Annotated in this window: 22 protein-coding genes and 1 pseudogene; 17 read left to right on the top strand and 6 right to left on the bottom strand. The window is 55.3% G+C overall.

All coding sequences use genetic code 11. The annotated features are described in order from the left end of the window. The first annotated feature begins 92 nt into the window (after positions 1–92). Positions 93–1,790 (top strand): NAD+ synthase, encoded by a 1,698-nt coding sequence (locus BBDE_RS06710; RefSeq protein ID WP_012902257.1) that lies wholly within the window; start codon positions 93–95, stop codon positions 1,788–1,790. A 22-nt stretch (positions 1,791–1,812) separates the two neighbouring features. Next, a complete protein-coding gene (locus BBDE_RS06705) occupies positions 1,813–2,043 on the top strand; it encodes a hypothetical protein (RefSeq protein WP_003839705.1) in 231 nt (76 codons plus the stop codon). A gap of 25 nt (positions 2,044–2,068) precedes the next feature. Here the strand turns inward: BBDE_RS06705 and BBDE_RS06700 are convergent, their stop codons facing one another. Next, the gene (locus tag BBDE_RS06700; RefSeq protein ID WP_003839706.1) at positions 2,069–3,361 is read right to left on the bottom strand and encodes a CdaR family transcriptional regulator; all 1,293 of its coding nucleotides are present in this window, start codon (positions 3,359–3,361) and stop codon (positions 2,069–2,071) included. Between the two features lie 30 nt (positions 3,362–3,391). Here BBDE_RS06700 and BBDE_RS06695 point away from each other — a divergent pair, with 30 nt between their 5' ends. From BBDE_RS06695 to BBDE_RS06660, 8 genes are all read left to right on the top strand, one after another. Next, positions 3,392–4,750 (top strand): GntP family permease, encoded by a 1,359-nt coding sequence (locus BBDE_RS06695; protein ID WP_003839708.1) that lies wholly within the window; start codon positions 3,392–3,394, stop codon positions 4,748–4,750. 49 nt (positions 4,751–4,799) lie between these two features. Beyond that, the gene (locus tag BBDE_RS06690) at positions 4,800–5,939 is read left to right on the top strand and encodes a glycerate kinase (protein WP_003839710.1); all 1,140 of its coding nucleotides are present in this window, start codon (positions 4,800–4,802) and stop codon (positions 5,937–5,939) included. A 248-nt stretch (positions 5,940–6,187) separates the two neighbouring features. Next, positions 6,188–8,563, top strand: coding sequence for a formate C-acetyltransferase (pflB, locus tag BBDE_RS06685; protein ID WP_003839712.1), 2,376 nt, complete (start codon positions 6,188–6,190; stop codon positions 8,561–8,563). A 116-nt stretch (positions 8,564–8,679) separates the two neighbouring features. Further along, positions 8,680–9,561: a pyruvate formate-lyase-activating protein gene (gene pflA / locus BBDE_RS06680; protein WP_003844037.1), complete on the top strand. Its 882-nt coding sequence runs from the start codon at positions 8,680–8,682 to the stop codon at positions 9,559–9,561. 141 nt (positions 9,562–9,702) lie between these two features. Then, the gene (locus BBDE_RS06675) at positions 9,703–10,353 is read left to right on the top strand and encodes a DUF3000 family protein (RefSeq protein WP_003839715.1); all 651 of its coding nucleotides are present in this window, start codon (positions 9,703–9,705) and stop codon (positions 10,351–10,353) included. A 19-nt stretch (positions 10,354–10,372) separates the two neighbouring features. Then, positions 10,373–11,665: an HRDC domain-containing protein gene (locus tag BBDE_RS06670; protein WP_204311270.1), complete on the top strand. Its 1,293-nt coding sequence runs from the start codon at positions 10,373–10,375 to the stop codon at positions 11,663–11,665. Between the two features lie 53 nt (positions 11,666–11,718). Then, positions 11,719–13,089 (top strand): trigger factor, encoded by a 1,371-nt coding sequence (gene tig, locus BBDE_RS06665; protein WP_003839718.1) that lies wholly within the window; start codon positions 11,719–11,721, stop codon positions 13,087–13,089. A gap of 43 nt (positions 13,090–13,132) precedes the next feature. After that, on the top strand, positions 13,133–14,119 hold the full coding sequence (locus BBDE_RS06660) for an exonuclease (protein ID WP_003839720.1): 987 nt from the start codon (positions 13,133–13,135) through the stop codon (positions 14,117–14,119). Positions 14,120–14,187: 68 nt separating this feature from the next. Here BBDE_RS06660 and BBDE_RS06655 read toward each other — a convergent pair whose 3' ends face one another. Then, positions 14,188–14,937 (bottom strand): YdcF family protein, encoded by a 750-nt coding sequence (locus BBDE_RS06655; RefSeq protein ID WP_033488908.1) that lies wholly within the window; start codon positions 14,935–14,937, stop codon positions 14,188–14,190. Positions 14,938–15,284: 347 nt separating this feature from the next. On the opposite strand from BBDE_RS06655, the pseudogene BBDE_RS06650 reads away from it, so the two are divergent. Beyond that, positions 15,285–15,614 (top strand): annotated as a pseudogene (locus tag BBDE_RS06650) (3-hydroxyacyl-CoA dehydrogenase family protein); the annotation flags it as partial. 59 nt (positions 15,615–15,673) lie between these two features. On the opposite strand, the gene BBDE_RS06645 reads toward BBDE_RS06650, so the two are convergent. Next, the gene (locus BBDE_RS06645) at positions 15,674–16,216 is read right to left on the bottom strand and encodes a GNAT family N-acetyltransferase (protein WP_003839731.1); all 543 of its coding nucleotides are present in this window, start codon (positions 16,214–16,216) and stop codon (positions 15,674–15,676) included. 456 nt (positions 16,217–16,672) lie between these two features. Between BBDE_RS06645 and BBDE_RS06640 the strand changes: the two genes are divergently transcribed. Together BBDE_RS06640 and BBDE_RS11590 are read left to right on the top strand one after the other, a co-directional pair. After that, a complete protein-coding gene (locus BBDE_RS06640; RefSeq protein WP_228369679.1) occupies positions 16,673–17,548 on the top strand; it encodes a CPBP family intramembrane glutamic endopeptidase in 876 nt (291 codons plus the stop codon). Between the two features lie 509 nt (positions 17,549–18,057). Further along, positions 18,058–18,336 (top strand): M78 family metallopeptidase domain-containing protein, encoded by a 279-nt coding sequence (locus tag BBDE_RS11590; RefSeq protein ID WP_012902249.1) that lies wholly within the window; start codon positions 18,058–18,060, stop codon positions 18,334–18,336. A gap of 142 nt (positions 18,337–18,478) precedes the next feature. On the opposite strand, the gene BBDE_RS06630 is transcribed toward BBDE_RS11590, so the two are convergent. Further along, positions 18,479–18,802, bottom strand: coding sequence for a nucleotide pyrophosphohydrolase (locus tag BBDE_RS06630; protein ID WP_003843634.1), 324 nt, complete (start codon positions 18,800–18,802; stop codon positions 18,479–18,481). 27 nt (positions 18,803–18,829) lie between these two features. Between BBDE_RS06630 and BBDE_RS06625 the strand changes: the two genes are divergently transcribed. Next, positions 18,830–20,986 carry a DUF2075 domain-containing protein gene (locus BBDE_RS06625; RefSeq protein WP_033488910.1) on the top strand — a complete coding sequence of 719 codons (2,157 nt, stop codon included), beginning with the start codon at positions 18,830–18,832 and terminating at the stop codon, positions 20,984–20,986. Between the two features lie 322 nt (positions 20,987–21,308). Here the strand turns inward: BBDE_RS06625 and BBDE_RS11130 are convergent, their stop codons facing one another. Further along, on the bottom strand, positions 21,309–22,202 hold the full coding sequence (locus BBDE_RS11130; RefSeq protein WP_074696071.1) for an AraC family transcriptional regulator: 894 nt from the start codon (positions 22,200–22,202) through the stop codon (positions 21,309–21,311). A gap of 117 nt (positions 22,203–22,319) precedes the next feature. Between BBDE_RS11130 and BBDE_RS06620 the strand changes: the two genes are divergently transcribed. From BBDE_RS06620 to BBDE_RS06610, 3 genes are all read left to right on the top strand, one after another. Next, positions 22,320–22,700, top strand: a complete 381-nt coding sequence (locus tag BBDE_RS06620; RefSeq protein WP_003839749.1) for a VOC family protein — start codon at positions 22,320–22,322, stop codon at positions 22,698–22,700. Between the two features lie 162 nt (positions 22,701–22,862). Then, positions 22,863–23,474, top strand: a complete 612-nt coding sequence (locus BBDE_RS06615) for a sugar O-acetyltransferase (RefSeq protein ID WP_033488912.1) — start codon at positions 22,863–22,865, stop codon at positions 23,472–23,474. A gap of 237 nt (positions 23,475–23,711) precedes the next feature. Next, the gene (locus tag BBDE_RS06610) at positions 23,712–24,473 is read left to right on the top strand and encodes an alpha/beta fold hydrolase (RefSeq protein WP_206690733.1); all 762 of its coding nucleotides are present in this window, start codon (positions 23,712–23,714) and stop codon (positions 24,471–24,473) included. Between the two features lie 110 nt (positions 24,474–24,583). On the opposite strand, the gene BBDE_RS06605 is transcribed toward BBDE_RS06610, so the two are convergent. Further along, positions 24,584–25,051: a macro domain-containing protein gene (locus tag BBDE_RS06605; protein WP_003839757.1), complete on the bottom strand. Its 468-nt coding sequence runs from the start codon at positions 25,049–25,051 to the stop codon at positions 24,584–24,586. Positions 25,052–25,071: the final 20 nt, after the last annotated feature.

The raw sequence follows: 25,071 nt of genomic DNA, 5'->3' as shown, positions 1-25,071 counted from the left end.
ATGGTGCGGACGAACGGCGCGCGTGTGGTTTTTCATGCCATATGCGCGCCGTTCGCGTGGACGATACGCACAGCGCAATAGACTAGGCAAGTATGACTGACATTCGTTTCGCCCTCGCTCAAATCGACACCTGCGTAGGAGACCTTGACGCCAACGCCGACAAGGTCATGCACTACGCGCATCTGGCCGCAGCACAGCACGCCAAGGTGGTCGTGTTCCCGGAAATGACCCTGACCGGCTATCCGATCGAGGATCTGGCCCTCCGCGGCACCTTCCGCAAGGCCGCATGGGACAAAGCCAACTGGCTTGCCACCGAACTCGCCGCAGATGGGCTCGATGACCTGTTCGTGGTGGTCGGCACCGTGGGCACCGACCGTGAGAACTCCAAACCACGCAACCGACTCGTCGTGCTGCACGATGGCGTGGTCTGGGCCGGCTATGACAAACACTTCCTGCCCAACTACGGTGTATTCGACGAATTCCGCATCTTCAGCCCGGGCAACAAGTCCATGGTGCTCGACGTGGACGGTGCGCGTATCGGCGTGGCCATCTGCGAGGATATCTGGCAGGACGGCGGCCCGGTCGCAGAACTCGCCAAACAGGACATCGACCTGTTGCTGACCATGAACGGTTCGCCGTATGAGGAGGGCAAAACCGACACTCGCTTCGACTTGGCGGTGCGGCGTGCGGCCGAGGTAAACGCGCCGATGATCTACCTCAACCAGGTCGGAGGACAGGACGATCTCGTGTTCGATGGCGGCAGCTTCACCGTCGATGCCGACGGCACGTTGCTACAGCGCTCGCCTATGTTCATGGAGGACCTGGCGCTCTTCGACCTCGATACCACCGCCGAACGCCAGAGCGTTGGCGTCATCGCGGACAAACCCGATCCCGACGAAGAGGTGTACACTGCGTGCGTATTGGGATTGAAGGACTACATGGCCAAGAACCATTTCAAGGGTGTGTGCCTCGGTCTGTCCGGCGGCATCGACTCCGCGCTGGTGGCGGCCATGGCGGCCGACGCGGTCGGTGGCAACAACGTGTACGGCATTTCCATGCCGAGCATGTACTCATCCGATGGTTCCAAGGACGATGCGGCCGATCTGGCGAACAACATCGGCGCGCATTACGACATCCAGCCCATCGAACCGCTGTTCGTGGCCTATCAGAAGCAGCTTGATCTGGAAGGCGTGGCGGCTGAAAACCTGCAGGCCCGCATCCGTGGCGTGATCGTGATGGCCTATTCGAATTCCAAGGGTCTGCTTGCGGTGGCCACCGGGAACAAATCTGAACTCGCCTGCGGCTATTCCACGATCTACGGTGATGCGGTCGGCGGCTATGCTCCGATCAAGGATCTGCTCAAGACGCGCGTCTGGGAGATTTCCCGTTGGCGTAACAAGGCGGCCGCCGCAGGCATGGGTATCGGCGGGCTGCATGTCGTCGGTAATGAATCCGGTTCGGCTGGCGTTCCGTTGCCCGACGGCGTGATGATTCCCGTCAATTCGATCGAGAAGGCGCCGAGCGCCGAACTGCGCCCAGGTCAGAAGGATTCCGATTCGCTTCCTGAATATGCGTTGCTCGATCAGGTGCTCGCCATGTACATCGAGCATGCGCACGGTCGCGCCGACCTGCTGGCCGATGGCTTCGACGAAGCCACCATCGACACGGTGATGCGCTTGGTGGACCGTGCCGAATGGAAGCGCCGCCAGTATCCGTTGGGGCCGAAGGTCACCGCACTCGCATTCGGACGCGATCGCCGGTTGCCAATCACCAACGCCTTCCGTGAGTAGACGGCAAAGCGAGTCAAGGAGTATGGATATGGAAAAGCAGTGGTACTTTAACACGGTGACCGAGCAGCCTGAGCTGGGCATGGTCTCTCCGGCCAGCCATCGCATGGGCCCGTACAAAACCCGTGAGGACGCGCTTGACGCATGGAAGATCGTGCAGGAGCGCAATCTCAAATGGGAAGAACAGGACCGCGAATGGAAGCGCTGGTCGGAGGATTCGAAGGATTCCACTGACGACCGGCCCGATTCGGTCTGATCCGATTCGTCCAGTCCTGCCCCGTTCAGCGTAGACAACGGCTGTTGTGCCTACGCAGAAGAAATGCCAGCGCCAGAATGGTGTGATCGTTGAGATTGCGCGGATTGTAACCGGTGATGGCGGCGATGCGGTTCAGATGGTTCTGCATCGTGTTTTTGTGGAGGAACAGCTCCTTGGCGGCGGCGCTAATGCTGCCGTTATGCCGTGTGTAGGCATCGAACGTAATCTCGTATGCGTCGATCACGCCATCGTCCAGCCCACCGAACACCAATCGCGTTAGCGCCTGCGCCTGTTCCGGAGGAATTACGGGAACTATGAGCCCCAAGTCGAGGTCCTCGTATCGGGTGAAAGTCGAGAGACTCGTGTTTTCGTCATCGCAATGTTGAAGCTCCGTTGATGCGATCCGTGTACGGGGCGAGGCATTATCACGTTCATCGGATGCCGGCCGTGGCGAAGCATGGGCCGTGATGCCCCAGCGCAGCGCGGCCACGGCCTGATCGTAGCTACGCCGACAATCATGCATGGTGGATGCCCTGCCGCCGACACCACAATGCGTGGCATGCCCGGTGAACGACGAAATCAGCGATTCCGCGGCTCGGATGGTGGATTCGGCGGTCTCGTCATCGGAACCGACGATAACTAGCAGACATTCCTGTGGGGTCAGCGTGGCCAATACGTCAGGACGGCCCTCGACCTGCCGATCCAATGCGGAGACGATTCGTTCCTGATACGTCAGCAGGTCGTGAGGGTCAACGCCGCGTATCGATGCGATCATGCACGGCAGATCAAGATCGATGCCCAACATGGCCGCGAGACGTTCGTTGTCCGCAACATTCCCGCTGCCGTAGGCCAATGCCGTGATCAGCGAATCACGCATGGTCCGTCGATTGAATCGGGCCAGCTGGTCGAGATGCTCGCGGATCAGTATCTCGGTCATTTTCTGCAATACGGTGCCGAAAGGTTCAACCTCATCGCGCTCGCCGGTAATGCCGATCACCGCTACCGGCTCGCCGTCGAACTGCACCGGCACGTTGATGCCGTTCCGGGCGCCGGCGAATCGATGCTCGTCATCCACGCACACGGTTTGCTTGCTGGCGATGGCCAGTCGCGCACCGTCATGCCCGGAACCGATGCGTGTGGGGTCGGTGCTGGCGATGATGATGCCGCTGGTATTGAAGAAGTTGATTTCGTGGCGCAGCGCATCCTTGAGATGCGTCACGATGTCGGTGGCGATATTCGGATCGATTTCCATACAAAAATAGTACACGTACCATTTCTTTCGGTAGAACAGGGGGAATGTTCCTGGGGCAAGGCACATGGTTTTGCATGGGTGCCCGACGGATAATGAATGCAGCGAAAAGATTTCGTATCCATCGTTACGAAAGGTGTCAAAGTGGACATTTCATTGCATTGGTGGGCGGCGCTGCTTGGTTTGGCGCTCGCCATCGGTCTGATTCTGCGTAAGCTCAACACCACCTACGCGCTGATGCTCGGTGCCGTGGTCGGATGTGTCATCGGCGGTGCCACACTGTCGCAGACCGTTGACATCGTAGTCTCTGGAACACAAAGCGTGATGGGCACGGTGGTGCGTGTACTTGCCGCGGGCGTGTTGGCCGGGGTGATGATGGAATCCGGTGCGGCCAATCGCATCGCCCAAACCATCGTGGTCACCTTCGGTGAGAAACTTGCGATTTTCGCGTTGGCGCTCGCCACGATGGTCATCTGTGCCGTGGGTGTGTTCATTCCCGTGGCGGTGCTGATCGTCGCGCCCATCGCCATTGAAGTCGGCTCGAAGATGCACGTGTCCAAATTGGCGCTGCTTGTGGCGCTCTCCGGTGGCGGCAAGGCCGGCAACATCATCTCCCCGAATCCTAACACCATCGCTGCGGCTTCCGGCTTCGACATCCAGCCTTCCGCAGTGATGGTCTCCAGCTTCATTCCGGCGTTGTTCGGCTTGGGCATGGCGGTGTTGCTGGCCACGCTGGTACAGCATCGTGGCCAGGTCGTTACCATGGACGATCTGAACGGCGGTGAGAACGCAAGCGCGAAGAGCGGTGGCAAGGCCTCTCGCGAATTGCCCTCCATCGGCAGGGCCATGGTCGCGCCCGCAATCGCCGTCGTGCTACTGCTCATCAATCCGCTGGGTTCGGTGCTGGGCATCAAGGCGCTCACCATGTTCCAGGTCGACGCGATGTACATTCTCCCGTTTGCGGCCATCGTGGGGCTGCTGGCCATGGGGCAGGGGCGGCGCATCCTCGATTACACCAAAGCCGGCATTGCACGCATGATCGATGTGGTCATGATTCTGATCGGCGCTGGCGCTCTCGGTGGTCTTATCACCAGCTCCGACCTTCCCGACCAGATCGTGCGCCTGATTACCGCCGCCGGTGTGCCCGGCGCGCTGCTCGCACCGATCGCCGGCATCCTGATGGCCGCCGCCACCGCATCCACCTCTACCGGTGTGATTCTCGGCGCGAGCTCCTTCGGCGAGACGATTCTCGCCTTCGGCACTACGCCGGTGGCCGCCGCGGTCACCATGCAGGCCGGTGCCACGGTGATTGACGCGTTGCCGCACGGCAACTACTTCCACGTCTCCGCCAAATCAATGAACATGTCCATCGGCGAAAGACTGGGCGTGCTGCCCTTCGAAGCCTTGGTCGGCCTGACCATGACGGTTGTGGCCGTGGTACTGAACATCGTGTTCTAACGCTTGTCCGATAACCTAATCATTCATATTCCTCCCCGAAAGGATTCCCATGAAAATCGTCATCGCCCCGGACTCATTCAAGGGCTCCCTTACCGCGCGAGAAGCGGCGCAATCCATCGAATCCGGCATTCTCAGGGTGCTGCCCGAAGCCGAATGCGTCAGCATCCCCATGGCGGATGGCGGCGAAGGCACCGTTCAATCGCTGGTGGATGCCACCGGCGGGCGCATCATGCGCGTATTGGTCACCGATCCTCTCGGTCATCCGACGAATGCGGAATACGGCATTCTCGGTGACGGCCGCACTGCGGTCATCGAAATGGCCGCGGCAAGCGGCATCCAATACATCGACGAGACCACGCGCAATCCGTTGATCGCCACCACCTACGGCACTGGTGAACTGATCAAGGATGCGCTGGAGCAGGGCGTAAGCGACATCATCGTGGGACTGGGAGGTTCGGCTACGAACGATGGTGGGGCGGGCATGGCACAGGCACTGGGCGTACGGCTGCTGGACGACAACGGCGCGCCATTGCCGTTTGGCGGTGCGGCGCTGGCCGAACTCTCTGAAGTGGATGTCTCCGGTCTTGATCCAAGGCTTGCCGACGTGCGCATCCGTCTGGCTTCGGACGTGACCAATCCGTTGACCGGCGTGCGCGGTGCATCGGCCGTGTTCGGCCCTCAGAAAGGTGCGACTCCCGACATGGTCGAGCGGTTGGACGACGCGCTGGCCCATTATGCTGCGGTGATCCGCAAGCAGCTGGGTCGCGAGGTGGAGACCGTGCCGGGTGCGGGTGCGGCCGGTGGCCTTGGCGCGGGATTCCTGGCCTTCACCGAAGCAAGCATGAGATCTGGCGTTGACCTGGTGATCGAGGCGACCGGATTGGCGGGGCTGGCCGCAGGGGCGGACTATTGCTTCACCGGCGAAGGAGGCATCGACTTTCAGACGCAATACGGCAAAACGCCGATGGGTGTGGCCCGCGCGGTCAAGCAGGCGTCGCCGGATTGCACGGTGGTGGCGCTGGCCGGCAGCATCGGGGAGGGTATCGATCAGTTGTATGACCTGGGCATCGACGCGATTTTCGGCATCATGCCAGGCGTCTCCACCATGCGCGACGCCGTCGACCATGCGGCGGACAACCTGGCCCGTACCGCCGAAAACGTGGCCCGTCTGCTGGCCCGCAATCTGTGATTTTCCAAGTAAGCGATGTTCATGGAACATGCAACGGGTCCTCTGGAGCGCGGATGGAGTGGATTTCATCCGTCCGACTTGCGGGAGGCATTGGAAACACTTGGCATTGAGCAACACCTTGGATATGTGAAATAAATCACTTTTATTCGGCTTGAATATCAGCCAGTTCTCAGGTGAGGACCGATAGAATTTTGAATTAGCGACGACGTAACGATGCGTCGCCAACCCTACACCCAGAAGGAGTGGAAATGGCAGCAGTTGATGCAACGGCGGTCTCCCAGGAGGAGCTTGAGGCCAAGGCCTGGGACGGCTTCACCGAGGGCAACTGGCAGAAGGACATCGATGTTCGTGACTTCATCCAGAAGAACTACACGCCGTATGAGGGTGACGAGTCCTTCCTGGCCGACGCCACCGACAAGACCAAGCATCTGTGGAAGTATCTTGACGATAACTATCTGGCCGTAGAGCGCAAGCAGCGTGTCTATGACGTGGATACCCATACCCCGGCAGGCATTGATTCTTTCCCGGCCGGATACATCGACTCCCCGGAGGTCGACAATGTGGTTGTCGGCGTGCAGACCGATGTGCCGTGCAAGCGCGCCATGATGCCGAACGGCGGCTGGCGCATGGTCGAGCAGGCCATTCGTGAGGCCGGCAAGGAGCCGGATCCGGAGATCAAGAAGATCTTCACCAAGTACCGCAAGACTCATAATGACGGTGTCTTCGGCGTGTACACCAAGCAGATCAAGGTCGCTCGTCACAACAAGATCCTCACCGGTCTACCGGATGCCTACGGCCGTGGCCGTATCATCGGCGATTACCGCCGCGTGGCCCTGTATGGCGTGAACACCCTGATCAAGTTCAAGCAGCGCGACAAGGATTCCGTGCCGTATCGCAACGACTTCACCGAGCCGGAGATCGAGCACTGGATTCGCTTCCGTGAAGAGCACGACGAACAGATCAAGGCCCTGAAGCAGCTGATCAACCTCGGCAAGGAGTATGGCCTCGACCTGAGCCGCCCGGCACAGACCGCCCAGGAGGCCGTGCAGTGGACCTACATGGGTTACCTCGCCTCCGTCAAGAGCCAGGACGGCGCCGCAATGTCGTTCGGCCGCGTATCCACCTTCTTCGATGTATACTTCGAGCGCGATCTGAAGGCCGGCAAGATTACCGAGGTCGACGCTCAGGAGATCATCGACAACCTGGTCATGAAGCTGCGTATCGTGCGCTTCCTGCGTACCCAGGACTATGATGCGATCTTCTCCGGCGATCCGTACTGGGCGACCTGGTCCGATGCGGGCTTCGGCGACGACGGCCGCACCCTGGTCACCAAGACCTCGTTCCGTCTGCTCAACACCCTGACCCTTGAGCACCTTGGACCTGGCCCGGAGCCGAACATCACCATCTTCTGGGATCCGAAGCTGCCGGAAGCCTACAAGCGCTTCTGTGCCAAGATCTCCATCGACACCTCGGCAATCCAGTACGAGTCCGATAAGGAAATCCGCGGCCACTGGGGCGATGACGCCGCAATCGCATGCTGCGTCTCCCCGATGCGCGTAGGCAAGCAGATGCAGTTCTTCGCGGCTCGCGTGAACTCCGCCAAGGCACTGCTGTACGCCATCAACGGCGGCCGCGACGAGATGACCGGCATGCAGGTCATCGACAAGGGCGTGATCGAACCGATCGCTCCGGAAGCCGATGGCACCCTGGACTACGAGAAGGTCAAGGCCAACTACGAGAAGGCTCTGGAATGGCTGTCCGAGACCTATGTGATGGCTCTGAACATCATCCATTACATGCACGATAAGTATGCATACGAGTCCATCGAGATGGCTCTGCACGACAAGGAGGTGTACCGCACCCTGGGTTGCGGCATGTCCGGCCTGTCGATTGCAGCCGACTCCCTGTCCGCCTGCAAGTATGCCAAGGTCTACCCGATCTACAACAAGGATGCCAAGACCACCCCGGGTCACGAGGACGAATACGTCGAAGGCGCCGATGACGATCTGATCGTCGGGTACCGTACCGAAGGCGAGTTCCCGCTGTACGGCAACGACGATGACCGCGCCGACGACATCGCCAAGTGGGTCGTCTCCACCGTCATGGGCCAGGTCAAGCGCCTGCCGGTGTACCGTGGTGCCGTCCCGACCCAGTCCATCCTGACCATCACCTCCAACGTGGAGTACGGCAAGGCCACCGGCGCCTTCCCGTCCGGTCACAAGAAGGGCACCCCGTACGCTCCGGGCGCCAACCCGGAGAACGGCATGGATTCCCACGGCATGCTGCCGTCCATGTTCTCCGTCGGCAAGATCGACTACAACGACGCTCTTGACGGCATCTCGCTGACCAACACCATCACCCCTGATGGTCTGGGCCGCGACGAGGACGAACGTATCGGCAACCTCGTAGGCATCCTTGACGCCGGCAACGGCCACGGCCTGTACCACGCCAACATCAACGTGCTGCGCAAGGAGCAGCTCGAGGATGCCGTCGAGCACCCGGAGAAGTACCCGCACCTGACCGTGCGTGTCTCCGGCTACGCGGTGAACTTCGTCAAGCTCACCAAGGAGCAGCAGCTCGACGTGATCTCCCGTACGTTCCACCAGGGCGCCGTCGTCGACTAGGACGGATGAGCGCCGCGTGAAGCGGTAATACGGCAAGGGGCGGTGCTTGAAAGGCTTCGCCCCTTGCATTTTGTTTCCCGGATAGGGGGACTTCGGAATAAATGAAAGGGACATCGATGTCTGAGATCGCACAGTTCCGCACCACCACCAGGCACATGCTCAAAGGCTCGAAAGCCTACGCCAGCCAGACGCTGATGGGAGGCCTGTCCGGCTTCGAATCGCCGATCGGCATGGATCGACGGGACCGCATCAATGCGCTGAAAAGCGGTGACATCGGTTTCGTGCATTCCTGGGATATCAACACGTCCGTCGACGGGCCAGGTACACGCATGACGGTGTTCATGAGTGGCTGTCCGCTACGTTGCCAGTACTGCCAGAATCCCGACACCTGGAAGATGCGCGACGGCAAGCCCGTCTACCTGGAAGCGATGATCAAAAAGATCGACCGCTATGCCGACCTGTTCAAGGCCACCGGTGGCGGCATCACCTTCTCGGGAGGCGAGTCGATGATGCAACCGGCATTCGTGTCCCGCGTGTTCCGAGCGTCCAAGGAGATGGGCGTGCACACCTGCCTCGACACTTCCGGCTTCCTCAACAGAAACTATACGGACGAAATGATCGATGATATCGACCTGTGTCTGCTTGACGTGAAGTCCGGTGATGAGGAAACCTACCGTATCGTGACCGGGGGAGTGCTGCAGCCCACCATCGATTTCGGACAGCGCCTCGCCAAGGCGGGCAAGAAGATCTGGATACGGTTCGTGCTTGTGCCGGATCTCACCTCCGCGGAGGAGAACGTCGAGAACGTGGCGAAGATCTGCGAAACGTTCGGCGATGCGGTGGAGCATATCGATGTGCTTCCATTCCACCAGCTCGGCCGCCCGAAGTGGCATGAGCTGCGCATCCCGTACCCGTTGGAAGATCAGAAGGGTCCGTCGGCGGCCATGAAGCAGCGTGTCATGGACCAGTTCCGCTCCCATGGATTCGTCGTATATTAAGGTCTTGCCCGGGGTTTCGCCGGCGGAAGTCGTCGGCGAAACCGACTCGGAACGGTGGGGATTGCAAATCTTCACATTCGACGCGAAGTGAAATACCCCGAAATACCATGAATCGCATGATGTCTGCCTTAGCCTTGAATCATGGCGGACATTTATGCTTTCCCTTTGGGCACGCCCACTGCAGCGCGTGCCGACAACAGGGAAAACCATGCCGCCGACATGCCGATGAACAGACCTCTCGGCGTGCCCGATGTCGTGTGGAATGCCGTTCTTTCCGTGCGCAATATGCGGCGAGTGAACGGCGTGGCCTATCGTGAGATTCCGATACCTTGCGCCATGGCCGATTTTGGCGTCGGCGTGGCATTGGAGAGCAGCTCGTATCGCGACGAAAAATCCTATTTCCGCAATGATTGCGCCATGACCGGGAACCGTTGCGCGACAGCGGACGGCTGGATCATGGTGCTGTATTCGCACGATTGCCTTGACGATTGGCATTCCCATTGGCGTTGCGTCGCGTTTGCGTCTTTGCCATTGCCTAATGAGCAGGAGGATTGCCTCACGCCGTCGATGTATTGGGATTCCATGCTCGAACATCTGGACGAAGCCAGTGCGGAGAATGTTTCCGGTACCGTCACGGTTACCAGGAACACCACCTTCGGATCGATGAGCGGTGTGCCGTCCATGGGCTGCGAACTTCGTGTGTCTTGGACTCCATTAGACTATGCCGATGGGGGTCTTGATGCCGGCGCTCAGGTTGAATCGTGGGCCTGGTTCCTCCGAACCATGACGTAATCCGAGGAAGGTGTTCCCGTTGATTGACGAGCCGAGGCTGCAGTCCGAGCCGCGTGAGGGCGTACCCGATGTGATTGATACGTTGCCGGCCTTCCGCGATTACTGCGATCTTCTGGCGGCCGGAACAGGCTCTTTGGCCGCCGACGCGGAACGTGCCTCCGGATACCGTTACGGGCATGAGGATTGGTTGGTGCAGTTCAAGCGTACCGGTGCAGGCATCGGCCTGCTCGATCCGCAGGCATTGGCGCAAGCGGGGGCCGACTGGAACGATTTCAATCGCGCCGTAGGCGACGCCACGTGGATTCTGCATGATTCCCTGCAGGACCTTCCAGGATTCGCGGACCTCGGCATGGAGCCGCATCATCTGTTCGACACGGAGATCGCGGCGCGTCTGCTTGGCATGCACCGTTTTGGCTTGGCGGCAGTTACCGAACATTTTCTGGGATTGACATTGGCGAAGGAACATTCCGCAGCCGACTGGTCGTACCGGCCGTTGCCACGCGACTGGCGCAATTACGCCGCCTTGGATGTGGAATTGCTGATCGAGCTCGAACAGCGCATGCGAACAGAATTGAAGAGGCAGGGCAAAAGGGATTGGGCCGAAGAGGAGTTCGCATACGCGCTGCACGAGGGGATGGGGCCGCGCAAGGAACATCCGGTACCGTGGCTGCGCATCTCCCGCATCACGGAAATCGCCAAGGACCGGCAGGCGCTTGCCGTGGCGAAGGCCCTATGGGAGAAACGCGACGAATTGGCCCGGCGTTTCGATATCGCTCCGGCTCTGTTGCTGTCCGATTTCTCAATCATTGAGGCGGCGAAACGTAAGCCTCATAATGCGGCGCAGTTCCGTGCCATCCGTTCCATCAACGAACGTGTGCGCATTCAGTCCGACGCCGCGCAGGAGAAGATGTTCGAACGGTATGCCCCCATCCAGCGTAAGGTGAAGCCGAGTCTTTGGAAGTCGGTCATCCAGCAGGCGCTCGACATGCCGAGAAGCGAATGGCCGACCATGCCGAGCTCGCAACCGAACAACGACGAATCGCAGACGCACGCACCGCGATCGATACGGTATTGGAAAGATCGTTATCCGGAGCGATTGCGCACGCTGGAGAAGGCACGCAAAGTGGTGCAGCAGATCGCGGTCGATACGCGTACGCCTGCGGAGATTATCATCAAACCGCAGTACTTGCGCAATCTATGCTGGACGGACGAACCACAAAAGCGCGACGTTGCCGGATTCCTTAAGGAGCAGGGCGCGCGCGATTGGCAGGTGTCGCTTATCGCAGAGTCCGTAAGTCGCGCTATCATGTAGAGGTTGCCTAACGGCAGAACTGTTGAAGAACCGTATTTTTCAGGAGCGCAAGCGTGAAAATCAGCGTCAGGAATCTTGAGCCGACCAAGGTGAAGCTCACCGTCACCGTCGATCCGGAGGAGTTCAACCCGTATCTCGACGAGGCTCGCAAGGAAATCGCCAAGCAGGTCAACGTGCCTGGCTTCCGTAAGGGTCACGTGCCCGGCAAGATCATCGATCAGCGCATCGGCTTTGGTGCCGTCGCTGGCGAAGCCGTGAACAATGGCGTGCCGGAGCTGTATTCCAAGGCTCTCGAAACCAAGAAGATCCACCCGATGGCCCAGCCGGAGATCGACGTTCAGGAAGTTCCGGAATCCGCCAAGGATGAGACCAAGCTGAAGTTCGTGGCCACCGTCGAGCGTCGCCCGGACATCGAGCTGCCGGAAGTGGACGGCATGGAGATCGAGGTCGAGAAGGCCGAAATCACCGATGAAGACATCAACAACCGTCTGGAAGCCCTGCGTCAGCGCTTCGGCACCCTCGTGGGTGTGGACCGCCCGGCCGCCAAGGGTGACTATGCCAACATCGACCTGAACGCCGAAATCGACGGCGAATCCGTCGATTCCCAGGAGGGCGTGAGCTACGAGCTCGGCTCCGGCACCATGCTCGACGGTCTGGACGAGGCTCTCGAAGGCCTGTCCGCCGGCGAGGAGACCACCTTCGAAGGCACCCTCGAAGCAGGCGAGCACGAAGGCGAAAAGGCTCAGATCAAGGTCAAGGTCAACTCCGTCAAGACCGAGGAGCTCCCGGAACTCGACGACGACTTCGCATCCGAAGCCTCCGAGTTCGACACCCTTGACGAGCTGAAGGAAGACCTCAAGAAGGCCGCCTCCCAGGATGCCGAAGGCCGTCAGGCCACCGCCGCCCGCGATGCCTTCATCGCCAAGCTCGAAGAGGGCCTGGAGATTCCGGTGCCGAAGGGCGTCAAGGCCGAAATGGTCGAGCAGCAGCTCAAGAACGTGACCGCCGACCCGGACAAGGCCACCAAGGAGCAGAAGGCCGAAGCCGAAGAGACCGTCGAGAAGGAACTGCGCGACCAGATGGTGCTCGACGTGCTCGCTGAGAAGATGGACGTCAAGGTCTCCCAGGCCGACGTGTTCAACTTCCTCGCCTCCATCGCCCAGCAGTACGGTATGGATCCGAACGCTTTCATCCAGGCCATCATGCGTAATGGCCAGCTCGGCTCCGCCGTGCAGGAAGTCGGCCGTTCCAAGGGCCTGCTTGCCGGCATGCGCGCCGTGACCTTCAAGTCCGACGGTGAAACCCTCGACCTGAGCGCCTTCCTCGGCGAAGCAGCTGAGGACGAAGAGGCCGAAAGCGTCGAGGCCGCTTCCGCTGCCGCCGCCGTGGCCGACGAACTCGCCGCCGACAAGGATGCCGAGTGAGTCTGACTCACTGAATCAAGCATTATGAAAGGCTGGAATCCGAATGGGTTCCAGCCTTTTTCCTATACTTACGTACGTGAATTCCAAAGGATATGCGGTCGTTGACTTCGAAACCACCGGACTGAATCCGGCACGCGGCGATAGAGCCATAGAAATAGGCCTGGTGCACGTGGCACCGGACGGCATGCTTGAAGACGAGCATGAGACGCTGATTCGCGTGCACCGTGACATTGGCGCGCAGTGGATTCACCACATCAGCGCCGTCGAACTCATTCATGCGCCGGAATTCGAAGGCATCGCGCGCGAACTACGTGACCTGCTTGCGGGGCGTGTATTCGTGGCACATAATGTGGCGTTCGACTCGAAATTCCTATTGTCGGAATATCGGCGGTTGGGTACCGATATTCCTGTGAACTCGCATACCATGCTGTGCACCATGAAACTGTCGCGATCCTTGATCGGTGTCGGCAGTCTTGCCGATTGTTGCCGTGAATTCGGCATCGACAACGAGGACGCGCACAGTGCCTTGAGTGACGCGCACGCCACGGCGTTGTTGCTTGGCAGACTTATGGACGCCGATCCGGAATGGAGTGGCTGGCGACGCCGACTGGATGCCGCCGAAGAGGCAGGGGAGCACTGGCCGGAACTCACGTCCTTCGAACGACGGGAATGGCTGCCCCGCCGCAGTCACGTCGAAAACAATCTGCAATGCATGATCGGCGGCGCATCGGCAATCGGTGCCGACGATGCGACCGGTTTCAATCCACCGTTGCCGAAGGATTTTCGTCTGCACGTAGGCGACAAAATCGTGCTCACCGGATCGATGCGTCAGCGGCGATCCGACTGGGAGACCGAGCTGGAGAGCATGGGGCTTGAAGTCAGGCCATCCGTCACCAAACAGGTGAGGCTCGTGGTCGCCGCCGACCCCTATTCCGAATCGACCAAAGCGCGCAAGGCCCGCGATTACGGCATTCCGATCGTGGCGGAACATTGGCTGGAACAGGCCATGGTGAACGGCATCGACTACTGATGACGCGCCGTCACGCTTTTTCCGGCATCCGGCTGACCCGCCTCTGAGCAAGGCCTTAATTCAGCGTGCTACAGCAGGAATTTGATTTCAGCGAAGAACTCGCGGACCATGTTGTTGACGAGCATGTCCGGCGGAGAACCGGCGGCAATGCCTTGCGCATCGTCAAGACCGTTCTTCCGTGCAATCTGCAGTGCCCGGAATACGTGGAAGTCGTTGGTGATGATGCCCACTGAAGCGTTTTCGTCGGCAATCAGCTTTTTGCTGTTGATGATGTTCTCTTCGGTGGTCTTCGACTTGGATTCCTCCACGATACGGGATTCGGCAATGCCGTTCGTCTTGAGATAGTCGGCCATGCCCTGGGCTTCCGGGAACGGCTCGTTCGATCCCTGCCCGCCGGAAACAATGCAGATGGTCTTCGGATTGTCGTTCAGATATTCGATTGCCTTGTCAAGTCGGAATTTCAGTACGCGGCTCGGCCTGGCTCTATGCACTTGCGCACCGAGTACGATCACATAATCCAGACCGGGTTTGCCCTGCGCACCCATTTTGCTGACTATGCAGCCTTCGACCGTTCCGAACGCCACCACCGCGATGCAGATGAGTGCCACGAGAATGTCACGGATCAGACGGGGCATCGCGTCCCACCAGTGGAACAGGAAACCGCCCCCGAGCGCTTCGAACAACACCGCGAACACGACCCAGACCATCCAGAAGTTGGTGCCGGAATGCGTTTTGAATACAGCCCATGCATAGCAGACGCATGCGAAAGCCAACACCATGCACACACCAAACACCACTTGTCTTGCAACCGTTCCCATAATGCCTCTCTCGCGGTATCTCTGGCGGACTTGACTTCAGCATACTCATCCGGACCCGTACGAAGACCTGATGATTCGCGGGCCATACGAACCATTCGCAAATGCCTTCCGGGAGAGGCTTGGCTTCACGGTTCGCGAGGATTTAGTGTACCGGAACAAGGCCTTGACGCGAATGGAACGAATCGATACGTGATTTCGTGCCTGCAGATCGCTCTCAGACGGGCTGAACGCCACGTGGATGCGGATGGGATGCCGAAGACGTTCTTCCTTTACGAAGGCGGGCTCTTATGAAACGTTCAGATTCGCGGCTTAGGCTACAAGACGTTGGCGGACGATGATGTCCGTATATGAACGAAGGCATCGCCGACGCGGAAACCATCGATACCGTGGTGAAATACAGTCTCGGCCGCCGCTGGAATCTGGTCGGACCGGTCGCCAGCGCCGACCTGGGCGGATTGGATACGTTCTACAACGTCAGCACCTATCTGCTCAAAGACATGGACAACGGCACCGAGCCGAGCCCGTTGCTGGAAGCCAAGGTGCAGGCTGGCGATCTGGGGGCCAAAACCGGTCGGGGCTTCTACGAGTGGACCGGCGAGACCGGGCAGGCGGTCATTCGCCAACGTGACGAGAACCTGATTCGCCAGCTTGTCGAAGACGCCCGCGAAGAGGCATAGGAGTCCGGTAATCAGAAACGTATGGTGCCCTCGGATGCGTTCGAGGGCACCATACCGATTTACTTTCCTGAAAGCCAATCTTCCCTCGTCATCAGGCTCACATTGCCTGTCCTTTTTTCGTGCATCAGCGGAACATCCACATCCTGCGTTTTCCACTGGTACTTGAATCCGCATTTTTCCTGGACGCGCTTGGATTTGATGTTGCCTTCGTAGTAGCTGATCCACACTTTGCGCATGCCGCAGTCCTCGAAGGCATGGCGGAGCATTTCCTTCACGGCTTCCGGCATGATGCCCCGTCCCCAGAAGGGTTTCCCAAGCCAGTAGCCCATCTCGCATTCATCATCCTGGTCGGTCATATCGGTATGGCCATTCAGCTTCAGCTCGATTGCGCCGATGGCTTTGCCGTCTTCTTTCAGACAGACGGCATAAGCCTCTTTGCCGTTAAGAACATTCCTGATCACGTCCCGGCTCTCGTCTAGACACTGATGTGCGGGCCATCCGGCGATCGGTCCCACATCGGGATCGCTGGCGTATGTATATAGGTCCTCCGCATCGCTTTCTTCCCATCGGCGTAGAATGAGTCTGTCAGTTTCAAGTGTCATGCTTCGCTCTCATTTCTTCTTTTCGTGGCAGGAAGCTCCTCGTACGTTGCTTCCGGCAAAATTCCCCCAGGAACCCCTTATTTATCCTACAGCATCCAGCGTAGCCGGCCATCTGAAGTCATGCTACAGGTGAGGGCGGCCGTTGACCGATCGACTGTCGTTCATACACGAATCTGAATCAGGGAGGTCTTGGAACATATCAGGATTTCAAGACTTCCTTGCGTGTTGAACGGTGCAAAGATCAGCTTCAAAGATAATATTAGGGGGTATAAGATATTCGCACGCGTGCAGTTCATACATTTCATGTGATATCGAATAGAAGCAGTGTAAATGCAAAAAAGTACTTCGGGAGTTAAGTGATGTGGCAGAAGAAAATGGAATTGCCAACATGACTTTAGGCAAAAATAATGCCGAAATGAGTGCGGTCAGAAGAATAATTTAGGCGAGATGTGACCTGTGAGAAGAGAAATGCAATGCAATTGGTCTGAAACGCATCCTGTTGCGCATGCGTTGGTTGTAGCGGCTGCTGCCATGGCATTGGCGGGAATAGTCGAAACGTTCATTGAAGCTATCGCTGGTGGAGTCGCAGCCATGGTTGTTTATGGCTCAGTGGATCGCGCATATATGGGAAATATGGGACTAATTTCCACAGTGATTACGATGGTGTCCCACATAGTCATTCTGTTGTTGTATTGGCTCATATTCAGAAAAGATTTGCGGGGTTTCTTCAATGCAAGAAGATTTGGCGAGTTTGTTCTTCTCGGGTGGAGTGTGCTGGCAATAGGTGCATTCAATTTGATTTCAGAGATACTGGAACATGAAAGCTATGGAAATCCCGGCGTGGCACTACTGATGGGAATGCAGCCCGGAATCTGCGAAGAGATCATGCTCCGAGTCATTCCGATTTCCCTTGTCATGAGAAGCAAGGAACGCGAACGACTGGTTATACCGGTTGTTGTATTTACCAGTCTTCTTTTTGGACTGTGGCATGGTTTTAATATTTTATCCGGAGCGAATCCCGTCGCCACATTGTTCCAAGTCATTTATGCGACGGGTGTAGGCTTCTTGTTCGCCGCTATCTACCTGAGAACAGGCGATATCTGGATCACCATGTTCCTGCATGCAATCACAGACACCATCTATTTCCTTGGTGCGGAAGCGCAGAGTGGAGACGCCATTCTGTCGCAAAGCACCAGTTTTTCTGACGCTGTTATTTTGCTGGCATACGCGGTTTTGTATTTCGCCAATGCCTTCTATGTATTCAGAAAGAGTAGAAGAATAGAGATTTCAGATACATGGTCGAGAATATGGAAAGTGAAGACGGAGAGCTAAAGAGAAAGTTATCTAGGTCTCACCCATACCAAACAGCGGAAGGCCAACAGGGATGTTGATAATCGTATGTCTCCGTGAGCGTACCGTAATGATGGTCTCATCTTGGCGTTTACCTCGGGCAACAGCGCAACGGGGTTCTCGTCAAAGGAGGTTGGACTTAGACGCCTTGGACCAGTGACTGCTCTTGAATAGCAAAGACACAATGCTCAGACCGATCAGATGACGCTTGATTTCAATCAGCTTTCCGCGGAGGCTGAAAATAATGATGAGCGTAACGAGAGCGGAGATGTGGCTGTCGCCATTTCCGCAAGATGATGGGTCTTGTTTTCTACTTGATTCCACTCGTATTCGTTGCATACGCGAAACAGCAGGTTTGGTTCCGCTCGTTGCGTAAATCAACCGCACGGCAACGCAAATCCGCCATAGGGCATGGGAGGAGCGCCTCACTGCTATTTCATTGGATTGAAAGCCATTTCCGTCTTCCGAACAGCGATCTCCCAATGGAGCAAATGGCGCAGATGCCTCCTGAAGCTTCGGCTTTGGCGTTGCGCGGCGATTGGAGTTATGGGGAGAACCCTCTTCCCAACATGGTTAGCTTGGCTGAGTCGCACGGTATTCGTGTTTTTTGCCTGCCTTCCGTAGGCAAGGAAGTCGACGCGTTCAGCTTCGTGTTTGATGGGCAACCATATATTGCGGTTGATGCGCATAAAATCCCGGAACGTGTTCGTTTTGATATTTTCATTCGGCAGCTTTATGACGGTCGCTTCAGGCGGACGGGAAACGGCTGATGGAAACGTGACGAGCAAGACCAAACTGGTCCTTCATGGCAATGGGAATTTCCAGACGGGAGAGTAGCCATTCGCCTGCCCCCTCCTAGAAGGGAAAAAGATAGTGCCAAACATACGCATGCTGTATGGAGTATTACAGTCGTCAACTGGCTTTTTTGCTGTTGCCTCGTGAGATTTCGACTGGGTATTTCCGAGCGTTTTTGCTGAGTTTGTCAAGTATGATTTCATCAAGGTCGAACCCAAGTTTGTTGGACAACATGATGCTGTAGATGAGCACATCAGCGATCTCCTCATGAACATGTTCCAAATCGTCATTGCGTGGCTCATCGCTCCACTGAAAGCACTCCAGAAGCTCGGCCGCTTCAATGCTGACTGATTTGGCGAGATTGCCCGGCGTATGGAACTGATCCCAGTCACGGGCGGAGACGAAATCACGGATTAGATTGATGGTTGAATTGGAAATCATGATTTCGAGTTTAATGGGTGCAATACCGTGGAAGACAAGAAAGAGGGCGATAATGGCTGTATGACAGCAGATAGACTTCCGGAACCGATTATCGTTCATTTGCCATATGCCGATATCGGTAATGAGGAGACGGCGTGGGAAAGCGTGGTCAATCCCACTGATGGGGCATATGCGTCAGTTGTGGAGAAAAGTGCTTTGCGCTACATTTTCAACTATCCTACGGTATACGTCGTCCATTCGGAGAAGCAGAGCCAGTATAGGAATGTTCCCGAGTACACGGTCTACGTTGGAGAAACGAATAATATAAAAAACCGTACTTTTCAACACCTGCGTTCAGATCCAAATTCGCGCGATGATTGGAAGGAATTCCAGAAGAAACTGGAACAGGATCCAAGATCCGTGTGGCAATATGTTATTGGGAATGAGCATTTCAACAAGTCTCTGACATTGGATATAGAGAATAAGCTGATGCATTATCTGCTTGGCTCGGACGCGGTGAAAAATCTCAACAATCGCAGAACGAATGCCCAAGGCGACTACTATACGCAAGATGAGTTTGATCGGATTTTCTCCGATATCTGGTTGGGTCTGCATCAACAGGATTCCACGTTATTCCCGTCGGAACAGATTATTCGTGATTCCGCATTATTCAAAGCTTCGCCATTCCATCAGCTCAGTGATGACCAGATGAATGCGGAAACTGCGATCATGAATGCGATTGCCGATGTGCTTTCAGATTTCCCCGACTCCTCTCCATCTCGTTTGATTTTTGTGCAGGGTGCGGCAGGTACCGGCAAGACAGTGTTACTGAGCCACCTGTTCTACCGCATATCGACGGAGCTCGGCGTCAATGGGCATCTTGATGATGAGGACGATGAAGATCTGCTCATGGAGAACCGTGGTTCTTCGTTCAATGTAGTCGATCGAAGAAAGGCGTATATTCTCGTCAACCATGAGCAGCAGGTGCATGTCTATAACCAAATCGCAACCAAACTTGGATTGCAAAAGAAGTCGGATGAAGTGGTGCTCAAGCCAAGCCAGTTCATCAACAAATTCAGTGTAAAGAAGCCGAACGGTCGTGGCATTCCGGACAGACCGCAGGGCAAGGCGGACATTGTTCTTGTTGACGAGGCCCATCTTCTGCTGACTCAAGGAAATCAGGGTTATTCCGGAAGGAACATGCTCCATGATTTGCTGCGCAGGTCAAGGGTCGTAGTTGCGGTATTTGATCCCAATCAGATTCTGCAGAATGCGCAGCAGTGGAAGGATGAAGATCTACAGGCCTTGTTCCCCCATCACGAGTTGGATAAGACCTGGTCGTCACGTGATGCTGAGATGGAGCCTTTCGAACGACTTGATAGGTGGGGAGGGGAGTATTTGCTTAGCCATATTCGGCTAAGTCAACAGTTTCGGATTGCGGCGGATGAATCGACCATCCAATGGGTAGACGATTTCGCAGGCGGGGTTCGTATAGGTAAGTGGAAGAAAGACCTCGGTGAGAAGGATCCGAAAACCGGCAAGTACATTCGCGAGCCCTATATAGTCAAGGTATTCGATTCCCCGGTTGAGTTATTCAAGGCAATCAAGGAGAAAGCCAAGCTTAAGGCGGGTGGAGTTGATGGGCATGGTCTATCTAGGGTGGTCGCTACGTATGATTGGTCTTACACCGGCGTTCGTGAGAATCCGGACAGTCCGGATGGTCTGTGGAATGTCGAGATGTTTTGCGATGCCGAAGGGCAATGGCACATGGGTCCTGGGTTAAAGGCCAATCGCGGATACAATGAAAAGACCTCGGATGATGACCCTAATTACTTCTGCCATCCATGGAACTATCAAATCAAGCCGCAAGGAAAGGAAAAGAGCCTTTCATCCGATCAAGTATGGGCTGAAGCTTCGCATACTATTAATGAAGTCGGCTCCACATTTTCCATACAGGGTTTTGATTTGAACTATGTTGGCGTGATTATCGGTCCGTCTGTCGCATACCGGGACGGTCAGATCGTCTTCGACAAGTCCAAGAGTTGCAACGCCAACGCAACCAACCTGCGTGAGAAAGAGGATTATTCTCAAAAGAATCTGCGCAATGAGCTTAATGTGTTGCTTAAGCGTGGCGTGCACGGACTGTATTTGTTCGCGGTCGATCCCGAACTACAGGCTGTGCTCAAGAAAGCCATTGGGGAATAATTTGTGTTTATGCACAGGGCTTACGGATAGCGTGCAATGAAGCCTATCGTACGGCGTATATCAGCCGAATGGAGATACAGGGAACCGCCAAAGGGAAGGCATCAGAATCGTAACCATGCATTGAATCAAGGGTTCGGGATTCGGCCACGCGATCGCTGCCGATGGGAATGATGATGTGTGCCCGCCGAAAGTTGCGTTGAGGGTTGCTTCATTTACTAGGGTTACGATTCACGAGGTTTATTGTTTCTTTCATTCGATGCGGGTAGCGGCGCATGGACTTTCTGTTGGGTTAGTCCCGTATAGGTAAGGCGATAGCCCTGAACTACCTCGAACGCGGTCGTTGTATGTTTGAGGTGGCTCTGTACTCGGTGGGACTTTTCCCGTACCATTTGCGAAATGCCTCTGCATAATAGCTGCTCCCGTTAAACCCGACGGCTGTAGCGATCTCCGTTACAGTTCTATCTGTATTGCTAAGAAGAACTGTACTTTTATCGAGTCGATATCGTGTTAAATATATATTGGGTGTTTGCTTGATGTATTTTGCGAACAGTTTACAACATTTACTCTGTCCTACTGCTCCTGAAGCGGCTATATCGGCAAGGGTAATTTTGTTTGTGTAATTTTGTTGTATAAAGCCTATCATATTTCTTAGAATGGAGAGATCGGCATTTTGATTTTTGTGTTGACTTTCAGAGGGGATATTTTCGTAAAGTTGTATCCATGTATTTAAAAATAGATTCTGTATTTTTAATACAGCAGATTTTTCATTCCTTGTAGAATACATCATTCTAATGTTTTTAAATATTGTTCTATGCCACGGAGTGTCAGAGTTTAATTTAATATAAGAGGCATTCTTGTTATTTATGACTGGTAGTACAAAATCGCGTTCATAGGCATAAGTTGCACATAATATAAGTGGATGAATAAGAATGCAAATAAAATCGCACTCTTTTTTCCCTGGTGAGAAGCCGAAATGCATTTGTCTTGCATTTACGAATATTCCTTCGTTCTCAGCCAGAGTAACGATTTCACCGTTGACATTGTATTGCATTTCTCCAGATAAGACGGCAATAAATTCAATATCATCATGCCAATGGGTGGGTGCGGCATAGCCGGGATAAGAGGAAAGCAAAGCTCTCCGAATGTAAATGGGATAGTCCGTATAGTCATAACGCACCTTTTCGGAGCGATCGTCTCTCATCTCTAAAGACAACATAATTGGCAACCTCGCAGGATTGTTATTGAATCAAACATAATAATGATAGCTATTAAACGGATTTAACAATCTAATTGTATAGAATGAAATTGTTTCTGTCTAGGAAGGTATGACGAAATGAATATAGGACATGTAGCGATCTATGTAAAAGACTTGGAAGAAAGCGCTCGCTTCTTTGAGACCTATTTTCAAGGAAGGCGAAACGAGCTTTATGTAAATCCGAATACTGGTTTTTCATCTTACTTCCTGTCTTTTGATGACTCGACAAGACTGGAGCTCATGAATATACCGGTTATTTCGGAGCCGAATGGTGACCCGCAACTCGGATATGCGCATATTGCTTTTCAGGTTGGTTCAAAAGATGAGGTCGATAGATTGACCGCCAGGCTCGAAAAAGACGGCTACGTAGTCAAAAGTTATCCGAGGACCACCGGAGACGGATGTTACGAAAGCAGCATATACGATGCTAACGGCAATGCTATAGAAATTACGGAATAGCAGAAGTTCAGATATGAAGGTGAAACGGAAAAGCGCACTGTGATCCTTTCCGAAAATATAGGGAGTTCGAAGATAGTGGTTTTATTCGGGTCCTATTGCTTTCCCTATGGAGGTAGTGAAAGGTTGCGAAAGATATTGATGGGTTTATAAAGGAGGATGCAAATGAGTGCGATGAAAGAAAGAATGCACACGGGAGAATTGTATCTTCCCGGTGATCACGAGATTATGGAATGGCAGACAAAATGCCTTGACCGTCTTTATGAGTTCAATCAGACCCGGCCAACCGAATTCAAAAAGAGGCAGACTCTAATGAAAGAGATGTTTGCGGAAATCGGTGAAGGCTGTTACGTTGAACCGCCTTTTCATTCTAATTTTGGCGGAGGCCATGTGCATTTCGGGAAAAACATTTATGCGAACTTTAACTTGACTTGTGTAGATGATACGCACATTTATGTGGGGGATTACACAATGTTCGGCCCGAATGTCACCGTTGCTACCGCAGGACATCCGATTCTTCCGGAGTTGCGGAAGAAAGGGTATCAGTATAATGCGCCTGTTCGCATCGGAAAAAACTGCTGGATTGGTGCAGGGGTGATTATACTCCCTGGTATTACGATTGGTGATAACGTTGTGATCGGTGCCGGAAGCATAGTGACAAAGGATTTGCCGTCTTGCGTTGTGGCGGTTGGTAATCCGTGCAAGATATTACGGGAAGTAGATGAGCGTGATAAAGAGTATTATTTCAAGAATAAAAAGATACCGCAGGATCTATAGAAAAGGTAAATAGTTCATAATCATGTGATTATGCTTGTAAATAGCAAAGGATGAAGCACACTGCTTCATCCTTTGCTTGCTGGTGTTTTACTTGTAAATAGTATCTGTGTCGCGATTTCCATTGTCAAGTTTCTGACACTGTTCATCTTGTCTCACCGTGTCATTTGGTCGGCTTCTTTCAATAACGCGTATGGCCGTGTGGCTAATATGGAACAGTTCCATCGGGAGGTGCGGAAGATGAAGCACATCGTATTCGGCAGCGGAACCAAGAACTTCGTGATACTGCCAGGACTGTCGGTGCACAGCGTGATGGGCTTGGCCGACGCGATTGCGGAGGCGTACAAGGATTTCTGCGAGGAATACACCGTGTATGTTTTCGACAGGGCCGAGAACATACACGAGGGTTACACGGTCAGAAACATGGCGGAAGACACCGCGGCGGCGATGCGGGAGCTGAATATTAAGAACGCCGACGTGTTCGGCGCATCCCAAGGCGGCATGATCGCCATGTATCTCGCCATCGATCACCCGCAAATGGTGAACAGGCTGATTCTCGGCTCGACGCTGGCAAAACCCAACGGCACGTTCAATCATGTCATAGACGAATGGATACGGCTGGCCAGGGCGAAGGATGAGCTGGGGCTTCTCGAGAGTTTCGCGGACAACGTGTATTCCGAGTCCACCCTGAAGGCCTATCGGGAAACGTTGATCTCCTCCAATCTGGGTATCAGCGATGAGGAATATCGGCGCTTCATTATTCTGGCCGAAGCCTGCAAAACCTTCGACTGCTACGGAGAGCTTTCCTCCATCCAGTGCCCGGTCTTGGTGATCGGTGCGGAGGGCGACCGTGTCGTGACCGCGGAAGGGTCGAAGCAGATCGCCGAGGCGCTTGGCTGCGAAAGCTACATTTACGATGGCAGCCATGGTCACGGCGTATACGATGAGGCCGCCGATTATAGGCGGCGGTGCCTGGATTTTCTGCTGGGGGTTTCGGCCTGAATCTTTCCGTCGTGACTCGTGGCTTCTGTTAAGTGAGGCGAATCCGACTGGAGTATTGGTCAAATGTGACGCACATACGTTCAGCCTGGTGGGTTACGGTCGTTGTAAGACTATGGCCACAGAACGAGCCAAACGTCCAGGTCCATGCCGGTGTCGGCCAGCCAAATCTGAATCTCATCTTCGGCCACATCCTGGGCCTCGGTTTTCGGATAGCCATAGATGCCGGCGGAAATCAGCGGGAACGCGATGCTTTTGCAGCCGTGCACGGAGGCGATCGCTAGGCAATTGCGGTAGCAGGCGCGCAACAGCTGCTCCTCATCATGGTCACCGCCATGCCAAACCGGTCCGGCTGTGTGGATGACGTACTTGGCCGGCAGATCGAATCCCGGCGTGATCACCGCCTCACCGGTACGGATGGGGGAGAGGCGATTGCATGCGGTCTGCATGCGGTTCGCTCCCGCCGCGCGGAAAATCGCGCCGCATACCCCTCCACCCATCATGAGGTCCGTATTCGCCGCGTTGACAATGGCATCCACATGCATGCCGGTGATGTCCTGATGCGTCACGGAAAATGGCATAATCACTCCTCTCTTACTTG

The sequence above is a fragment of the Bifidobacterium dentium JCM 1195 = DSM 20436 genome (assembly GCF_001042595.1).
Taxonomy (GTDB): Bacteria; Actinomycetota; Actinomycetes; order Actinomycetales; family Bifidobacteriaceae; genus Bifidobacterium; species Bifidobacterium dentium.
The sequence above is the reverse complement of the archived record's forward strand: the minus strand, read 5'-3'. Positions and strand labels throughout refer to the sequence as shown.